Source organism: Formosa bonchosmolovskayae (assembly GCF_051016085.1).
In the GTDB taxonomy this organism is placed as follows: Bacteria; Bacteroidota; Bacteroidia; order Flavobacteriales; family Flavobacteriaceae; genus Formosa.
The window spans coordinates 1017604-1033903 of the sequence record NZ_CP174605.1; the positions used below are offsets into that span (position 1 = coordinate 1017604).

The 16300-nt window shown below is 37.0% G+C and carries 8 protein-coding genes, 3 tRNA genes, 3 rRNA genes and 1 pseudogene; 4 read left to right on the forward strand and 11 right to left on the reverse strand.

What is annotated here, in order from left to right:
- Nucleotides 1-106 precede the first annotated feature (106 nt).
- Complete coding sequence (locus tag ACKC83_RS04220; protein WP_434037131.1) at nucleotides 107-427, forward strand: hypothetical protein; 321 nt, start codon at nucleotides 107-109, stop codon at nucleotides 425-427.
- A 744-nt stretch (nucleotides 428-1171) separates the two neighbouring features.
- Here the strand turns inward: ACKC83_RS04220 and rrf are convergent.
- The 9 genes from rrf to ACKC83_RS04265 form a co-directional block, all read right to left on the reverse strand.
- Nucleotides 1172-1279 (reverse strand): 5S ribosomal RNA (gene rrf, locus ACKC83_RS04225).
- Between the two features lie 212 nt (nucleotides 1280-1491).
- A 23S ribosomal RNA gene (locus tag ACKC83_RS04230) occupies nucleotides 1492-4323 on the reverse strand.
- A 219-nt stretch (nucleotides 4324-4542) separates the two neighbouring features.
- A tRNA-Ala gene (locus ACKC83_RS04235) sits at nucleotides 4543-4616 on the reverse strand.
- Nucleotides 4617-4706: 90 nt separating this feature from the next.
- Nucleotides 4707-4780 (reverse strand) — tRNA-Ile (locus tag ACKC83_RS04240).
- Nucleotides 4781-4874: 94 nt separating this feature from the next.
- A 16S ribosomal RNA gene (locus ACKC83_RS04245) occupies nucleotides 4875-6394 on the reverse strand.
- Together the 16S, 23S and 5S rRNA genes with 2 tRNA genes alongside form the textbook arrangement of a ribosomal RNA operon.
- A 1096-nt stretch (nucleotides 6395-7490) precedes the next feature.
- Complete coding sequence (locus ACKC83_RS04250; RefSeq protein WP_434037132.1) at nucleotides 7491-8480, reverse strand: YHYH protein; 990 nt, start codon at nucleotides 8478-8480, stop codon at nucleotides 7491-7493.
- Nucleotides 8481-8555: 75 nt separating this feature from the next.
- On the reverse strand, nucleotides 8556-9305 hold the full coding sequence (locus ACKC83_RS04255) for a hypothetical protein (protein ID WP_414036455.1): 750 nt from the start codon (nucleotides 9303-9305) through the stop codon (nucleotides 8556-8558).
- A gap of 100 nt (nucleotides 9306-9405) precedes the next feature.
- Nucleotides 9406-9681, reverse strand: coding sequence for an EF-hand domain-containing protein (locus ACKC83_RS04260; RefSeq protein ID WP_414036454.1), 276 nt, complete (start codon nucleotides 9679-9681; stop codon nucleotides 9406-9408).
- Nucleotides 9682-9943: 262 nt separating this feature from the next.
- Entirely contained in the window at nucleotides 9944-12661 is a 2718-nt protein-coding gene (locus ACKC83_RS04265; protein ID WP_434037133.1) for a leucine-rich repeat domain-containing protein, read from the reverse strand.
- A 280-nt stretch (nucleotides 12662-12941) separates the two neighbouring features.
- On the opposite strand from ACKC83_RS04265, the gene ACKC83_RS04270 reads away from it, so the two are divergent.
- The 3 genes and pseudogenes from ACKC83_RS04270 (at nucleotide 12942) to ACKC83_RS04280 (ending at nucleotide 14489) form a co-directional block, all read left to right on the forward strand.
- Nucleotides 12942-13283, forward strand: coding sequence for an ISAon1 family transposase N-terminal region protein (locus ACKC83_RS04270; protein WP_434035682.1), 342 nt, complete (start codon nucleotides 12942-12944; stop codon nucleotides 13281-13283).
- A gap of 55 nt (nucleotides 13284-13338) precedes the next feature.
- Nucleotides 13339-14262, forward strand: a pseudogene (locus ACKC83_RS04275) (ISAon1 family transposase); the annotation flags it as partial.
- 26 nt (nucleotides 14263-14288) lie between these two features.
- Nucleotides 14289-14489 carry a transposase gene (locus ACKC83_RS04280; RefSeq protein WP_434037134.1) on the forward strand — a complete coding sequence of 67 codons (201 nt, stop codon included), beginning with the start codon at nucleotides 14289-14291 and terminating at the stop codon, nucleotides 14487-14489.
- A gap of 241 nt (nucleotides 14490-14730) precedes the next feature.
- On the opposite strand, the gene ACKC83_RS04285 is transcribed toward ACKC83_RS04280, so the two are convergent.
- Together ACKC83_RS04285 and rseP are read right to left on the reverse strand one after the other, a co-directional pair.
- Nucleotides 14731-14804: transfer RNA gene (locus ACKC83_RS04285), tRNA-Asn, on the reverse strand.
- Nucleotides 14805-14882: 78 nt separating this feature from the next.
- Nucleotides 14883-16229 carry an RIP metalloprotease RseP gene (gene rseP / locus ACKC83_RS04290; protein WP_434037135.1) on the reverse strand — a complete coding sequence of 449 codons (1347 nt, stop codon included), beginning with the start codon at nucleotides 16227-16229 and terminating at the stop codon, nucleotides 14883-14885.
- Nucleotides 16230-16300 lie beyond the last annotated feature (71 nt).

The following is a 16300-nucleotide window of genomic DNA, read 5'->3' on the forward strand; positions in this document are numbered from 1 at the left end:
AAATCTATTTAAATATTAAGGGAACAATACTAGTTGCTAAAATTAAAAGTTTTATTGTATATTTAAAACACTATGTTTCAAACAACTAACTTAAAACCTTTTTATTATGAATTCTTTAAAATTAGATTACGAAGGCTTATCAATTAATTTCAAGGATAACCAGCATCATGATGCCGATATAATGTGGGAACCAACTACCGATGTGGAGGTTGATGGTACACTTTATAAAGCAGGTGAATATATACATGTGATGTCGGTAGAATACGATGCACCCGACAACAATTATTCGCTATTGAACAAATTTTTCTCTACTACACATTTGGAAATGTCTTCTGAAGATTTTGAAGCACTTAAACAAACTATACTATCGCACCAAAACGAATCGACAAAGCTATTCTATAACGATCGCTTAATTAAGGTGAATTAAAGGCACAAAAAAACCTTCAGCTTAATACAATTAACAAGCTGAAGGTTAAAAAAAAATAGTAATCAAAAAATTGTCAATTATTTTAGGTTAATCGATTCCTAAAAAACACACTACAAAGATACATCTAACCCGCTTTACTATATATGACATTTGTTAGCTTATGAAAATTAATCTAAAATTCTTTCCTTAGTAGCGTAATGGATCGATTTTTTCCAATAGATGAAATGATAAAAAGTAATCTGTAAAAAGTAAATTAAGACAAGTAAAAAAAGAGTGTTTAAATAGGGTTTAATTGCACTAAAACAAAAAAAACATACAAGAATGTTACTTTACAGAATAACGGCGTTTAACGGCTTTATAAGAAGAAAAAAATAAAAGTAGTAACATAAGCCTGGGAATTATGAAAATAACCAGGGTTTTATTCTCGAGGCCGCTCGAACACCATTTAACGAAATATTTTAATTTTTGATATTCCGAAAAGCATATAAACAAAGAAAATCCTCAACACATTAATATCGAAGAGAAGTTGCAAAATGAATAAACCATAAATATATGATTGGTTTTATTCTCGACTCCGCTCGAACACCCTATAAAGAAATATTGTAAATTTTGATTTCTTGAAAAGTATATAATTGAAGTAGATCATTACAAAACCATCTGTGCATTATAATTCAGGGCAGTTTCCCCAAAAGTATATAAACAAAAAAAATCCTCAACAAATAAATGTTGAGGATTTAGTTTTAAAAAAGGCGACGACCTACTCTCCCACAAATGCAGTACCATCGGCGCTAATAGGCTTAACTTCTCTGTTCGGAATGGTAAGAGGTGAGCCCTATCGCAATAATCACCTTAAATTGTTGATCGTTAGATGTAATTAATTACAATCTAATCAACCGCGCTAATGCGCAAATATCTTAACATATTGAAAAAGGACCTTAATAGTCTTTATTTTAAAAATACTTTATAATAATAATTCTTTTTAACTTAATAAAAAAACATGCGCCCCTCATTACTCTTGCAAGTAACTGTCCTCTATATTACTATAAAGTTAGAGGGGGCTTCCATACAATAAGCCTATGGGTTATTAGTACTACTCGGCTATGACATTACTGCCTTTACACCTATAGCCTATCAACGTGGTCATCTCCCACGACCCTTTAAAGAAATCTCATCTTGTGGTGGGTTTCGCGCTTATATGCTTTCAGCGCTTATCCCTTCCCAACGTAGCTACTCAGCAATGCTCCTGGCGGAACAACTGATACACCAGAGGTTGGTCCATTCCGGTCCTCTCGTACTAGGAACAGATCCACTCAAATTTCTAACGCCCACTGTAGATAGAGACCGAACTGTCTCACGACGTTCTGAACCCAGCTCGCGTGCCACTTTAATGGGCGAACAGCCCAACCCTTGGGACCTTCTCCAGCCCCAGGATGTGACGAGCCGACATCGAGGTGCCAAACCCCCCCGTCGATATGAGCTCTTGGGGGAGATCAGCCTGTTATCCCCGGCGTACCTTTTATCCTTTGAGCGATGGCCCTTCCATACGGAACCACCGGATCACTATGCTCTACTTTCGTACCTGATCGACTTGTAGGTCTCTCAGTCAAGCTCCCTTATGCCATTGCACTCTACGTACGATTACCAACCGTACTGAGGGAACCTTTAGAAGCCTCCGTTACTCTTTTGGAGGCGACCACCCCAGTCAAACTACCCACCAAGCACTGTCCCTTCAAAAGAAGGTTAGACTCTAGATAAGCAAAGGGTGGTATTTCAACAATGACTCCACAACACCTAGCGATGCCGCTTCAAAGTCTCCCACCTATCCTACACATTACTTATCCAAAACCAATACTAAGCTATAGTAAAGGTGCACGGGGTCTTTTCGTCCCACAGCGGGTAATCGGCATCTTCACCGATACTACAATTTCACCGAGCTCATGGTTGAGACAGTGTCCAGATCGTTGCACCATTCGTGCAGGTCGGAACTTACCCGACAAGGAATTTCGCTACCTTAGGACCGTTATAGTTACGGCCGCCGTTTACTGGGGCTTCATTTTAGACCTTCGAGGTAAACCTCTAAGCCCACCACTTAACCTTCCAGCACCGGGCAGGTGTCAGGCCATATACGTCATCTTTCAATTTAGCATAGCCCTGTGTTTTTGATAAACAGTCGCCTGGACCTTTTCACTGCGGCCCCACCGAAGTGGGGCGACCCTTCTCCCGAAGTTACGGGTCTATTTTGCCTAGTTCCTTAACCATGAATCTCTCGAGCTCCTTAGAATTCTCATCCCAACTACCTGTGTCGGTTTAGGGTACGGGCTGCTTCTTTCGCTTTTCTTGGAAGTCGCTTTTCTGGATTATCACCTTGACCGTAGTCTCAGTGTACTATCGCGGTATTACTACTCGCTTCAACGAACTATTCCGTCAGTTCGCACCAAATTTACGCCTCCGTCACTTTTAGTAAGAGCAGGTACAGGAATATTAACCTGTTGTCCATCCACTACCCCTTTCGGGTTCGCGTTAGGTCCCGACTAACCCTCAGCTGATTAGCATAGCTGAGGAAACCTTAGTCTTTCGGAGTGCGGGTTTCTCGCCCGCATTATCGTTACTTATGCCTACATTTTCTTTTCTATACGTTCCAGCATACCTCACAGTACACCTTCTACACCTATAGAATGCTCCCCTACCAGATATAATAAATTATAAATCCATAGCTTCGGTAATATGTTTATGCCCGATTATTATCCATGCCGAACCGCTCGACTAGTGAGCTGTTACGCACTCTTTAAATGAATGGCTGCTTCCAAGCCAACATCCTAGCTGTCAAAGCAGTTCAACCGCGTTTTTTCAACTTAACATATATTTGGGGACCTTAGCTGATGGTCTGGGTTCTTTCCCTCTCGGACATGGACCTTAGCACCCATGCCCTCACTGCTGATCATCATTTTATAGCATTCGGAGTTTGTCAGGAATTGGTAGGCGGTGAAGCCCCCGCATCCAATCAGTAGCTCTACCTCTATAAAACTATATATCAACGCTGCACCTAAATGCATTTCGGGGAGTACGAGCTATTTCCGAGTTTGATTGGCCTTTCACCCCTACCCACAGGTCATCCGAAGACTTTTCAACGTCAACCGGTTCGGTCCTCCACTGTATGTTACTACAGCTTCAACCTGCCCATGGGTAGATCACACGGTTTCGCGTCTACCACTACTAACTAAAGCGCCCTATTCAGACTCGCTTTCGCTACGGATCCGTGACTTAATCACTTAACCTTGCTAGCAACGGTAACTCGTAGGCTCATTATGCAAAAGGCACGCCGTCACCCAAAAGGGCTCCGACCGCTTGTAAGCGTATGGTTTCAGGATCTATTTCACTCCCTTATTCAGGGTTCTTTTCACCTTTCCCTCACGGTACTAGTTCACTATCGGTCTCTCAGGAGTATTTAGCCTTAACGGATGGTCCCGCCAAATTCACACAGGGTTTCACGTGCCCCGCACTACTCAGGATACCACTATCTTGCCAATCTTTACCTATACGGGACTATCACCCTCTATGGTCACTCTTTCCAAAGTGTTCTAATTCATCATGGTTCAAATGTCGTGGTCCTACAACCCCAGCAATGCCGTAACATTACTGGTTTGGGCTAATCCGCGTTCGCTCGCCGCTACTTACGGAATCACTTTTGTTTTCTTCTCCTCCGGGTACTTAGATGTTTCAGTTCTCCGGGTTTACCTCCTTGCGGATACTATATCTTCAATATAGTGGGTTGCCCCATTCGGATATTTGCGGATCAATTTGTATGTGCCAATCCCCGCAACTTTTCGCAGCTTATCACGTCCTTCATCGCCTCTGAGAGCCTAGGCATTCCCCATACGCCCTTATTTAGCTTATTGTACTTTTTGCTTTTTTAATGAGTTTGTTATTAATTAAAAGCTCGTAAACTTTAATTAACAACGAATTATTATTTAATTTAAAATATATCTTATATAGTATGTGCAATACTACATAATCAAATATCTTAATGTATTTTTATGTATCTTTTTCAATATGTCAATGAACGTGTGGCGAATCGCCACTGATAAGTTATTATCAGCAGACAACTTTTGCCGTTGTGGAGAATATCGGAGTCGAACCGATGACCTCCTGCGTGCAAGGCAGGCGCTCTAGCCAGCTGAGCTAATCCCCCAATTACTAGTAGATAGTAATTAGTAGTTAGCAGTTAGTACTTATAACCACTACTCTAGCTTCTAGAATTTCCTTTATTTATTATATTTAGTAGTCTCAGGCAGACTCGAACTGCCGACCTCTACATTATCAGTGTAGCGCTCTAACCAGCTGAGCTATGAGACTCTAACTATAATAAATTGTTTTTTAAATTAACAGCTAAGAATAAACTATCCCTTTTCCTTTTTAATATCTTACTCCAATAGTCGTCTTTCTCTAGAAAGGAGGTGTTCCAGCCGCACCTTCCGGTACGGCTACCTTGTTACGACTTAGCCCTAGTTATCGACTTTACCCTAGGCCGCTCCTTGCGGTGACGGACTTCAGGCACTTCCAACTTCCATGGCTTGACGGGCGGTGTGTACAAGGCCCGGGAACGTATTCACCGCATCATGGCTGATATGCGATTACTAGCGATTCCAGCTTCACGGAGTCGAGTTGCAGACTCCGATCCGAACTGTGATAGGGTTTATAGATTCGCTCCTGGTCGCCCAGTGGCTGCTCTCTGTCCCTACCATTGTAGCACGTGTGTAGCCCAGGACGTAAGGGCCGTGATGATTTGACGTCATCCCCACCTTCCTCACAGTTTGCACTGGCAGTCTTGTTAGAGTTCCCGACTTGACTCGCTGGCAACTAACAACAGGGGTTGCGCTCGTTATAGGACTTAACCTGACACCTCACGGCACGAGCTGACGACAACCATGCAGCACCTTGTAAATTGTCCGAAGAAAAAACTATCTCTAGTCCTGTCAATCTACATTTAAGCCCTGGTAAGGTTCCTCGCGTATCATCGAATTAAACCACATGCTCCACCGCTTGTGCGGGCCCCCGTCAATTCCTTTGAGTTTCATTCTTGCGAACGTACTCCCCAGGTGGGTTACTTATCACTTTCGCTTAGCCACTCAGACCGAAGTCCGAACAGCTAGTAACCATCGTTTACGGCGTGGACTACCAGGGTATCTAATCCTGTTCGCTACCCACGCTTTCGTCCATCAGTGTCAGTATATTATTAGTAATCTGCCTTCGCAATTGGTATTCTATGTAATATCTATGCATTTCACCGCTACACTACATATTCTAACTACTTCATAATAACTCAAGATAACCAGTATCAAAGGCAATTTTACAGTTGAGCTGCAAGATTTCACCTCTGACTTAATCATCCACCTACGGACCCTTTAAACCCAATGATTCCGGATAACGCTTGGATCCTCCGTATTACCGCGGCTGCTGGCACGGAGTTAGCCGATCCTTATTCTTACAGTACCGTCAAGCTGCTACACGTAGCAGTGTTTCTTCCTGTATAAAAGCAGTTTACAACCCATAGGGCAGTCTTCCTGCACGCGGCATGGCTGGATCAGGCTCTCGCCCATTGTCCAATATTCCTCACTGCTGCCTCCCGTAGGAGTCTGGTCCGTGTCTCAGTACCAGTGTGGGGGATCCCCCTCTCAGGGCCCCTATCTATCGTAGTCTTGGTAAGCCGTTACCTTACCAACTAACTAATAGAACGCATGCTCATCTTTTACCGATAAATCTTTAATATTAAAGTGATGCCACTTCAATATACTATGAGGCATTAATCCAAATTTCTCTGGGCTATTCCCCTGTAAAAGGTAGATTGCATACGCGTTACGCACCCGTGCGCCGGTCGTCAGCGGAGCAAGCTCCCTGTTACCCCTCGACTTGCATGTGTTAAGCCTGCCGCTAGCGTTCATCCTGAGCCAGGATCAAACTCTTCATCGTTAAATTTTTAAGTCTTTCGACTATTACTTTTAACAACTAATGGAATTAAATGTTGGTACTCAAAATGGTTTATTCTTTTTTGTTGATAATAACCGTTTCCAGTTATTATCTACGCTGTCAATTCAATATGTTAATGAACTTATTTCTCTTTTTGTTTCTTAACTCGTTTCCTCGTTAAGCGGGTGCAAATATAAAACCCTTTTTTTAATCTCACAATGTTTTTTTGAAGTTTTTTTTAGACTCGTTTTTAAAACGTTTCTAACTCCATTAAAACAATCTGTAAAGAACTTTGTTTTCTAAAAACGTTGCCGTTTTTAGCGGGTGCAAACTTACACCCTTTTTTGTTACTAACAAATCTTTTTTATCTTTTTTTGAAACTAATCTAAATCCGATAAATATGACTCTGTTAATGAACGTGTTGCCTAACTAAACTACCGTAGTTGTGTCGCTAAGCGGGTGCAAATATACCACCTTTTATTTCTATATAACTAATTTATTTACGGTTTATTTTGAAATAAAAGTCAAATCGTAACCCGTCAGTAGATTACAACGGAATAAAAATGTGTTCTGCTCTATAGAAATTTCAATTCCTTACAATCCTTACCTTATCTACTTCCAATATACATGTCGATTTATTTATATAAACAGTAATTCTTCGTCCACACCATCTACACACTTTAATCTATATATAGGATGTAATTTCACAAGTCTATCATATTATAGTACACAACAAATAAAGCCAGCCACGTCATATTATATAATTACTTACAAGAGCTCCTTCTGAGCAGATCTCGCCAACCACTCTTGCATTACATTCCTTACCTATTAATGCCTAATTAGATTCCTAACAGCGATCTCGTTTTTAACACCCTGATAACCTCTACAATTACAATAGCAATTACTCTTATATATATAGGAGACAAGATTGACTTGCAATCAACCCGTTTCAGCAAATAGTTTCAGTTTCCCTATAACTATAAAGTCAACTTTAAATGATTTGTCCTGTCTAAAGCAAATTTCATTTTAGCACTTCCTTCGCTTATCATTACCACTGTGATTTTACTCCTATATATTATTAAGCAAGATTTATTCAACATTATATAGCATAGGCCCCTTTTAGACCATTGATAAAGTTATTACTTCCAGCAGCATCAACATGATAATGATACCCTCTTGTTTCGTCGGTATGACCCCGTAAATCATCTAAGTCTGCTGGCAACTCTTTATTAGCGTCCTCTAATTCATAAATCCCAAAGCCATCCAAAGCGTAACCTATTAAAGCCGCATGACCATCTTCCTGTTCGACTTTCGTACTAAATCCTGTGGCCACATGGTAATGATAGCCTTGATGCACATTTATATGTCCGCCAGCATCGTCGAACGGAGCAAGCGTATAAGCCCTTAAAATATTATTTGTAGGTGCTGGAGCAGAAAACTCAATTCCGTTTAAAGCCAGACCTCGGGTAGACGGCGCTCTATTTCCTCGACGTCCTGGCCCTCTAGCAAATAATGTGGGACTATCTTGAATTACAGGCGTTATTGGAATTAGCCATGACTGGGTGAGATTAGTAACATAAGACGGCAAACACTCCACACAAAAATTCTCGTATTCTTCACCTACATTTGGATTTGCCGCATTAAGACAATCTTCTTCGGTTGCTGTTATGTACACGTCTCCATTATCATCGTACATTAACCACTTCGAATCGTTATAGAAACTGGCCATATTCTTAATAAATGCGCCATCGACGTCGTAAACCTCTCCATTTTCTAACCAAATCCCCCCAGCTTCTGCACTATCTGAAATATTACTAGGACACCATGGCCCCATCGCATGATCACTCGGAACACTTTTAGTTACAATTTTATAGCACTCTGCACGAATTCCATCAGAAAGTTCACAAGGCACAGTGGTTACTGTAACCGATCCATCTTCCGTAAGAAAATAGGAAGCGTTTACATTTACAACATCACCCGCTTCTACTTTTGCTGGTTTATTGTTGCTAGAAAATAAATTACAACCCACAAGCCCGAAACAAAAGCCTGCAAAAACGATTATAGCCGATTTAAAAAAGTAAGTATTCATAATGACAAAATTTATGGAATTAGGGTTTGCTTATAAAAAAAAGGACTGCAATGTACTACATAGAACACCTATGTATTAACCATCTAATTCTTGTTTTAATTTAATAGCTAGTTTTTCCGTTTTATTTCGAAGGTTTATAGCTGTGTTCAATTGTATCTGAGTTTGCAATAACTGATCGATTACACTATTCTGATATTCTTTATTATTTAACAAGTCGATATAATTTGATTCTTGTCCGAATGCCCTAATCTGATTAAAATTATCGTTATCATCGGGAAGTAAATCTTTAAGCGAAATATACTCTTCCAACACGGGCTTCAATCTATTATCAATAATAGATCTAATTTTAAGCTCTTGCTGTTCGAAACGTTTTAACTCAGACGGATATTCCGCTATTAAATCGGCTACCGTATCATTTTCCAAAAACTGAAACTTATCGGTAAAATTCACAGAGCTTAAAGCTTCACTTCTCAAGTTTGTATTCTTAAACTTTACTTGCACAATAAGATCTTTCGCTTCTTGTGTTAAACTCTCTTGACAAAATCCCACATAATTAAGCGAGTTCTGAAGGGAGGTCGTATTGTTTTTATACTGAAAAATTGAAGTATTTAAAACGCCTAAGTTTGTATGCAACTCCTCATACAAGCTAACGTATATCTTTTCTTGAATTATTTTGTTCTTCCTTAATTCATTAAAATTATTAATCTTCCAGGCTATTAAAATCCCCACCACAATTAACAGAATCTCGCCCAAAGCATATATTAGATACTTTTTAATATTATTGGACACTAATAGATGTCTTCTTACCGTTCTAAACAACTTCATATTTTAGTTAAATCCAACTTTTAAAATTTATACCGAAAGCACAAAACCTAGACATTTGCACTTTGCATTATCAAGTATGTCCCCAAACACAAAACCACTTTTACTTTCTAGCTTTTGGTTTTGGTGCTTTTTTAAATTCCGCTTCCGAGATAAAACCATCCTCATCTGTATCGATTTTTGCGAAGTCTTTTTTTAACGGACCTTTTAATTCCGACTCTGCAAGCTTACCATCTTCGTTAGCATCCATCTCTTCTAATAATTTCGCATACGTTGGCGGTTCTTTTTGTTCTTTTCCTTCTTGTGCCTGTGCCACATTTACGAATGTTAGACAACATAAAATCATTGCAAATCCAAATATTGACTGTACTCTTTTCATAATTTTTTTATTTAAAATTGTTATTACGAAACAAAGTTGCGCATTAGTTACATATGAATTTTATGTTTTCAACTAACAACGAACAGTATTAAGCGAATAGCACCTCTTATGGGTTAAGCACAATTTTGAAGATTAAAAAAATAGTGGAATTTGAAAATTTAATGCATTTAACATCAACTAAAATCTAATTCATCTCGATTTTAAGCCACAAAAAAAAAGAGCTCCATTTCTGAAGCTCTCTGTTTATGATTTTAAATTTATTTCAATATTTAATCAACTTCTTAGTTTCTCTTCCTTTTTCTGAATCTATGTGAACAATATACATTCCTGTCGAAAGATTATTTACAGATATAGTTTCTGGATTGGCGTGATATGATTTCAATTCCTTACCAGATAAGGTATACAATCGCACGGCATTAATTTGTAAAGGAGACACAATAGTTATAGACTCTAAACCACGGTTATAAAATACTTGACTTTTAGATGCAGCAACATCCGCTACACTTAAGGCATTACAATCGGCCTCATTATTAACAAATGTAGACATGGCATCTTTGTACGCCGACCAATTGTCATTACTCCAACTTGAATCATCTACAAAAATACAGGTTAAATCTAAATTGTATTCTGAATTGAAAAATGTAAAATTAGAGTTGTTACCATTTTTAAGGTTTAGACTGGTTAATTGATTTTGATTGACCCTCAAATCCCTTAGGTTTCCAAATCGAGACACATCGATATCCGTCATTTGATTTTCATAAATTTCTAACTTCCATAATGAAGGTGCACTAGAAGGTAAATTAACAGAAGTTAATTGATTTTGGTGTAAAAATAATTCTTCAATATTTACAAGCGCACTTACATCTAAAGCAGTAAACCTGTTACGCATAATTCCAAAACGTTTTAAAGCTGTGTTATTGGAAACATCAATAGTGGTTAGTTCATTATCATTTACAAATAGCGAAGTTAAAGCGATGTTATTGGAAACATCTAAAGACGTCAATTTATTATAGCTTAAGCCTAATTCCTCTAAGGCCACAAAGTCTTCGATTCCTGTTAAGTCTGAAATCTCCTTATTATCTACAACTAAACTTGTTATTGAATTAATACGTGTAGTAACAACAGCTCCATCTAATACATAATCTAAACCCAAATCTATTAAAGCCTGTTCGAATTTAGGATCCGGAATTATAGTATTAAAACAATCTACACCATAAACCGAAGCATCATCTACATTCGTCCAATTACTAGTAGCATAACTCACATTATCCACTTGTATACATTGTAAACCTGGATTATTTGTCGCATCGAAGTAGGTGAAATTTGCATTATTACCATTTGCTACATTAAAGCTTAGCAATAAATTATCATTAACACTAATATTAGACAGATTAGCAAGCATAGACACATCTAAACTACTCAATTGATTATTGTATGCTCTTAATCCAACGAGTTTTGTTAAGGGAGACAGATCCAGTGTTGTAAATTTATTGCTATACATATGCAATTCCCATAATGGTGAATTTTCAGGAAAGCTAATAGAAGTTAATTCGTTTTGATGAATAAATAACTCTTCAATGTTCACTAGCGCACTTACATCTAAAGTAGTAAAACTGTTACGCATAATTCCAAAACGTTTTAAAGCTGTATTATTAGAAACATCGATAGCTGTTAATTCATTATCATTTACAAATAACGAGGTTAAAGCGATGTTATTGGAAACATCTAAAGACGTCAATTTATTATAGCTTAAGCCTAATTCCTCTAAGGCCACAAAGTCTTCGATTCCTGTTAAGTCTGAAATCTCCTTATTATCTACAACTAAACTTGTTATTGAATTAATATGCGTAGTAGCCACAGCTCCATCTAACACATAATCTAAACCTAAATCTATTAAAGCCTGTTCGAATTTAGGATCAGGAATTAGAGTATTAAAACAATCTAGACCATAAACCGAAGCATCATCTACACTCGTCCAATTGCTAGTCGCATAACTCACATCATCCACTTGTATACATTGTAAATCTGGATTATCTGAAGCATTAAAATAAGTAAAGTTAACATTATTACCGTTAGCCATATTTAAACTCTTAAGTTGGTTAATATTGGCACTGAAATTAGATAACTCTTTGAGCATGGAAATATCTAAACTGGCCAGCTGATTGTTGTAAGCTCTTAACCCTACTAATTTTGTTAAAGGCGATAAATCTAATTTTGTTAATTTATTCTCATATATATGTAATTCCGTTAGAGGTGAATTCTCAGGAAAAATAACTGAGGTTAATTCGTTTTGATGAATTAATAATAATTCAATGTTAACTAGCTCACTTAAATCTAAACTAGCTAACTGATTATTATACACAAATAATTCCTTTAAATTCGTTAAACCAGAAACATCTAAACTAGTTAACTGATTACTATACGCCCGTAGTTCCTGTAAATTTGTTAAACGAGACACATCTACTGTCGTAAATTGATTATGCTCCATGTAAATCTTCCACATGGGTGAGTTCTCGGGAAAAATGACAGACGTTATTTGATTTTCATTTATAAATAATTCTTCAATATTTACAAGCGCACTTACATCTATAAATGTAAAGTTGTTTCGCATAATACCAAACCGTTTTAAAGCTGTATTAGTTGAAACATCTAAAGATGTCAATTGATTATCGTCTACGAATAGAGACGTTAGCGCTGTGTTTTTTGAAATATCTAAAGTGGTTAGTTTATTTAAACCCAACTCTAATTTTTCTAAAGCCACGAAATCTTCAAGACCTGTTACATCTTCTATACCTTTATCTACAACCTCTAAAACGGTTATAGTGTTAATATTTGCAGTCAGTACAGAACCATCTAAAACATCGTCTAATCCTAAATCTATTAAAGCTTGCTCAAATTTTGAATCTGGGATTGTTGTGGTCTGACTAAAACCAAAAAGAGTCATGCTAAAAAAGCAGAGCGAGAGTAATTTTCTTTTCATAGTTTATTTATTTATTTATTAATTCAAAGCAACAGTAAATTAAATGCTTATAGAAAAAACTAACAATACCCTATATTGGGTATATTTTAAACTATTCAAGCTTTAGCTATATTATGAGAAGATTACTTTGTATTGAATTAGCTCTATTTGAAAAGATGGATACTTAAGCTTTAATTTTGGGCTCCTAATAGTATACCTAAATCACCCTAAATCCAAGATACTACGGCTCAACCGTAAAAGTTGGGGAGAATGTTATCTTTGAATAAAAAATGTTTAGATTTTGAATATAGAATTAGCCCGTTATTTATTACCAGAAGGCCTATTAGAATATTTTGATATTGTTTCTGATAAGAGCACATCACAAGAAACGCATTTCTACCTAGAAGAGAAAAATATACTTCCTCAAGAATATCAGTCAGAAATAGCGCAATCAAAAGGTTTTTTGTCAGAGATCACTATTGAAGATTTTCCACTTCGAGGAAAACCGGTACTTCTGCACATAAAAAGAAGACGTTGGACACTCGTTGATACTGGCAAAATCATAAAAAGAGATTGGAATTTGGTTGCTAAGGGCACTCGGATTACTAACGAGTTTGCCTCTTTTTTAAAAGAACTCTCTTGATAATCACCCTGTAAGCGCTAAACGCTTTGGTGATTATTATAAGTTAAAAGGAAAAACACTTCAGTTTCACTATAAAAATCATCTTAGTGACTTTAAGGATTGGACACAAAAGGATCACGCTAGTGATTGGTTACTCTACGGCAAAAATATAAGTAAATATTTAAGCCTAGATGAGACCTCACTTTCTAATGGAGAACTTTATACCATTGTAACCAATAAAGACGCTCATGGTAAAAAAGGAAGTATTGTAGCTATTGTAAAAGGTACCAAAGCACAGGATGTTATCGATGTGATTAACCAAATTCCTTTAGAAAGACGAAAAATGGTTAGGGAGGTGACTGTAGATATGGCGGGAAACATGAATTTAATCGTAAAAAAATGTTTTCCAAAAACAGACATCGTTACCGATAGGTTTCATGTTCAAAAACTAGCTTCAGAAGCTGTTCAAGAGGAGCGGATAAGACTAAGATGGGAAATCATAGAAGCTGAAAACAAAGCCATTGAAGAAGATCGAAATAAAGGAAAAGTATATCAACCTGAACTTCTTTCTAATGGTGATACGCTCAGACAATTATTAGCTAGAAGCAGATATCTATTATTCAAATCAAAGGCTAAGTGGACGGTAAATCAAATAGAAAGAGCTGAGATTCTATTTGAACGGTATCCAACAATTGAAAAAGCATACAATCTTGCTCAGGATCTAAGCTATATTTTCCAAACTAATACTAGCAAAAGTATAGCAAGATTAAAATTAGCGCATTGGTATGATAAAGTAGAAAAATCAGAATTTAAATCCTTTAATACGATTGCCAAATCAATACAAACGCACTATGACTCTATTTTAAACTACTTTAATAATAGAAGCACAAATGCTTCGGCAGAATCTTTTAATGCTAAAATAAAGGAATTTAGAGCGCTGTTTAGAGGAGTCAGAGATGTTAAGTTCTTTCTCTATAGATTAACTAAATTATATGCATAATTTATACGGCTCCCCAGAAATATAACTTGATCCAATTTAAATCCTTTAATACGATTGCCAAATCAATACAAACGCACTATGACTCTATTTTAAACTACTTTAATAATAGAAGCACAAATGCTTCGGCAGAATCTTTTAATGCTAAAATAAAGGAATTTAGAGCGCTGTTTAGAGGAGTCAGAGATGTTAAGTTCTTTCTCTATAGATTAACTAAATTATATGCATAATTTATACGGCTCCCCAGAAATATAACTTGATCCTTAAACAATTGGCATACAATTCAGATTAAAATGGGACACCCAGAGCATGAAATGGGACACCCACAGGGACACCCATTTCTTCAATAAACTTGATAAGTTGATGTTTCTCTAAAATTACGAAACACTTCAAGACACCCCACACCACTAGCACGAAACTATAACGCATAAAAAAAGCCTTACATTTCCGTAAGGCTTTTAGCTAGCTTTGCTCCCTCTCTTGGGCTCGAACCAAGGACCCTCTGATTAACAGTCAGATGCTCTAACCAACTGAGCTAAGAAGGAGTGTTTTGCATTAGCGAGTGCAAATATAGAACTTTATTTCAGTTGCACAAAACTTTTTTAAAAAAAATTCAAAAAAAATTATTTGAACAGTGCTTTAAAGACATCATTTCCGTTCGCAAACAGCACTAATGCTATAAGAATGAAGAATCCAACCATTTGTGCATACTCCAAAAATTTATCACTTGGTTTACGTCCAGAGATCATCTCGTATAGTAAAAACATAACATGACCACCATCTAACGCTGGAATTGGTAATAAGTTAAGCACTCCTAACATAATCGACAAAAAGGCTGTAATACTCCAGAATGCTTCCCAGCTCCATGTGCTAGGAAATACATCGAAGATTGCTTTAAAACCACCTACGCCTTTATATGCACCTGTACTTGGATTAAAAATCATTCCTAACTGCGCCCAATAGCCAACAATTTGTTCTTTAAAACGGGTTGCTCCTACACCTATGCTTTCACCTAGTCCGTATGTTTTAGTAATTACATTGTAATATCCTAATTTCTCATAAGTTTTAGCATTCGCTCCAGAAAACGGATAAATTCCAAATTTCCCATCTTCATCAACCTTAAGCTCTCTTGTTATAGACTCAAAATCTCTTAATATATCCACTTGTACTGTTTGTCCTTTTAGCGTTTCTAAGAAAGGCCCAAATTCATCAAAATATTTCAGCTTAGTATTATTCACTGCTGTTATAATATCTCCTTCTTTTAAATCTGCATTTTTGTTTGCCGAAGAATCTACCACTTGAGCCACTACAAAAGGTGTGCGTAATTGAAACAACGTACGATCTTCACCAGTACTTAATTGTCCTAGAAAATCTTCTGGAGTGGTTAGCACAATTTTTTCACCATTGCGGTCTATTGTTATTTTCTTTGCTTCAATTAATTTAGGTCTCATGGCGTTATACCCCGTTACAGGTTCTCCATTAATTGCTAAAACATTATCTCCTGTTTTAGCCCCCATATCTTCTAGAATAGGATTCGTTATAAAATACCCATCTTTAATACTCGCAGTTGCAATATCGGTTTCACCATATGCAAATGCCATAACCATATAAATTAATGCGGCCAGAACAAAGTTTACCGTTACACCTCCAAGCATAATAATTAGACGTTGCCAAGCTGGTTTCGATCTAAATTCCCAAGGTTGTGGTGGCAATGCCATTTGTTCCTTGTCCATACTTTCGTCTATCATTCCTGATATTTTCACGTAACCACCTAAAGGCAACCAACCAATACCATAAACGGTATCACCAATTTTCTTTTTGAAAAGAGAAAATTTTACATCGAAAAACAAATAGAATTTCTCTACTCGTGTTTTAAATAGTTTTGCTGGAATAAAATGCCCAAGCTCGTGTAATACAATTAATAAGGAAAGGCTTAATAGAAATTGTGAAATCTTAATTATAAACTCCATGAAGTTTTTACAGTTATATTTTAACGCGCAAAAGTACGGTTTTTAAAGTCGTAAAAAAACATAAACTACAC

What these genes read in the sequence shown, in the direction of transcription:
- rseP (WP_434037135.1), bottom strand. Translation starts at nt 16,229, where the DNA reads ATGGAGTTTATAATTAAGATTTCACAATTTCTATTAAGCCTTTCCTTA.
- ACKC83_RS04220 (WP_434037131.1), top strand. Translation starts at nt 107, where the DNA reads ATGAATTCTTTAAAATTAGATTACGAAGGCTTATCAATTAATTTCAAG.
- ACKC83_RS04265 (WP_434037133.1), bottom strand. Translation starts at nt 12,661, where the DNA reads ATGAAAAGAAAATTACTCTCGCTCTGCTTTTTTAGCATGACTCTTTTT.
- ACKC83_RS04250 (WP_434037132.1), bottom strand. Translation starts at nt 8,480, where the DNA reads ATGAATACTTACTTTTTTAAATCGGCTATAATCGTTTTTGCAGGCTTT.
- ACKC83_RS04260 (WP_414036454.1), bottom strand. Translation starts at nt 9,681, where the DNA reads ATGAAAAGAGTACAGTCAATATTTGGATTTGCAATGATTTTATGTTGT.
- ACKC83_RS04255 (WP_414036455.1), bottom strand. Translation starts at nt 9,305, where the DNA reads ATGAAGTTGTTTAGAACGGTAAGAAGACATCTATTAGTGTCCAATAAT.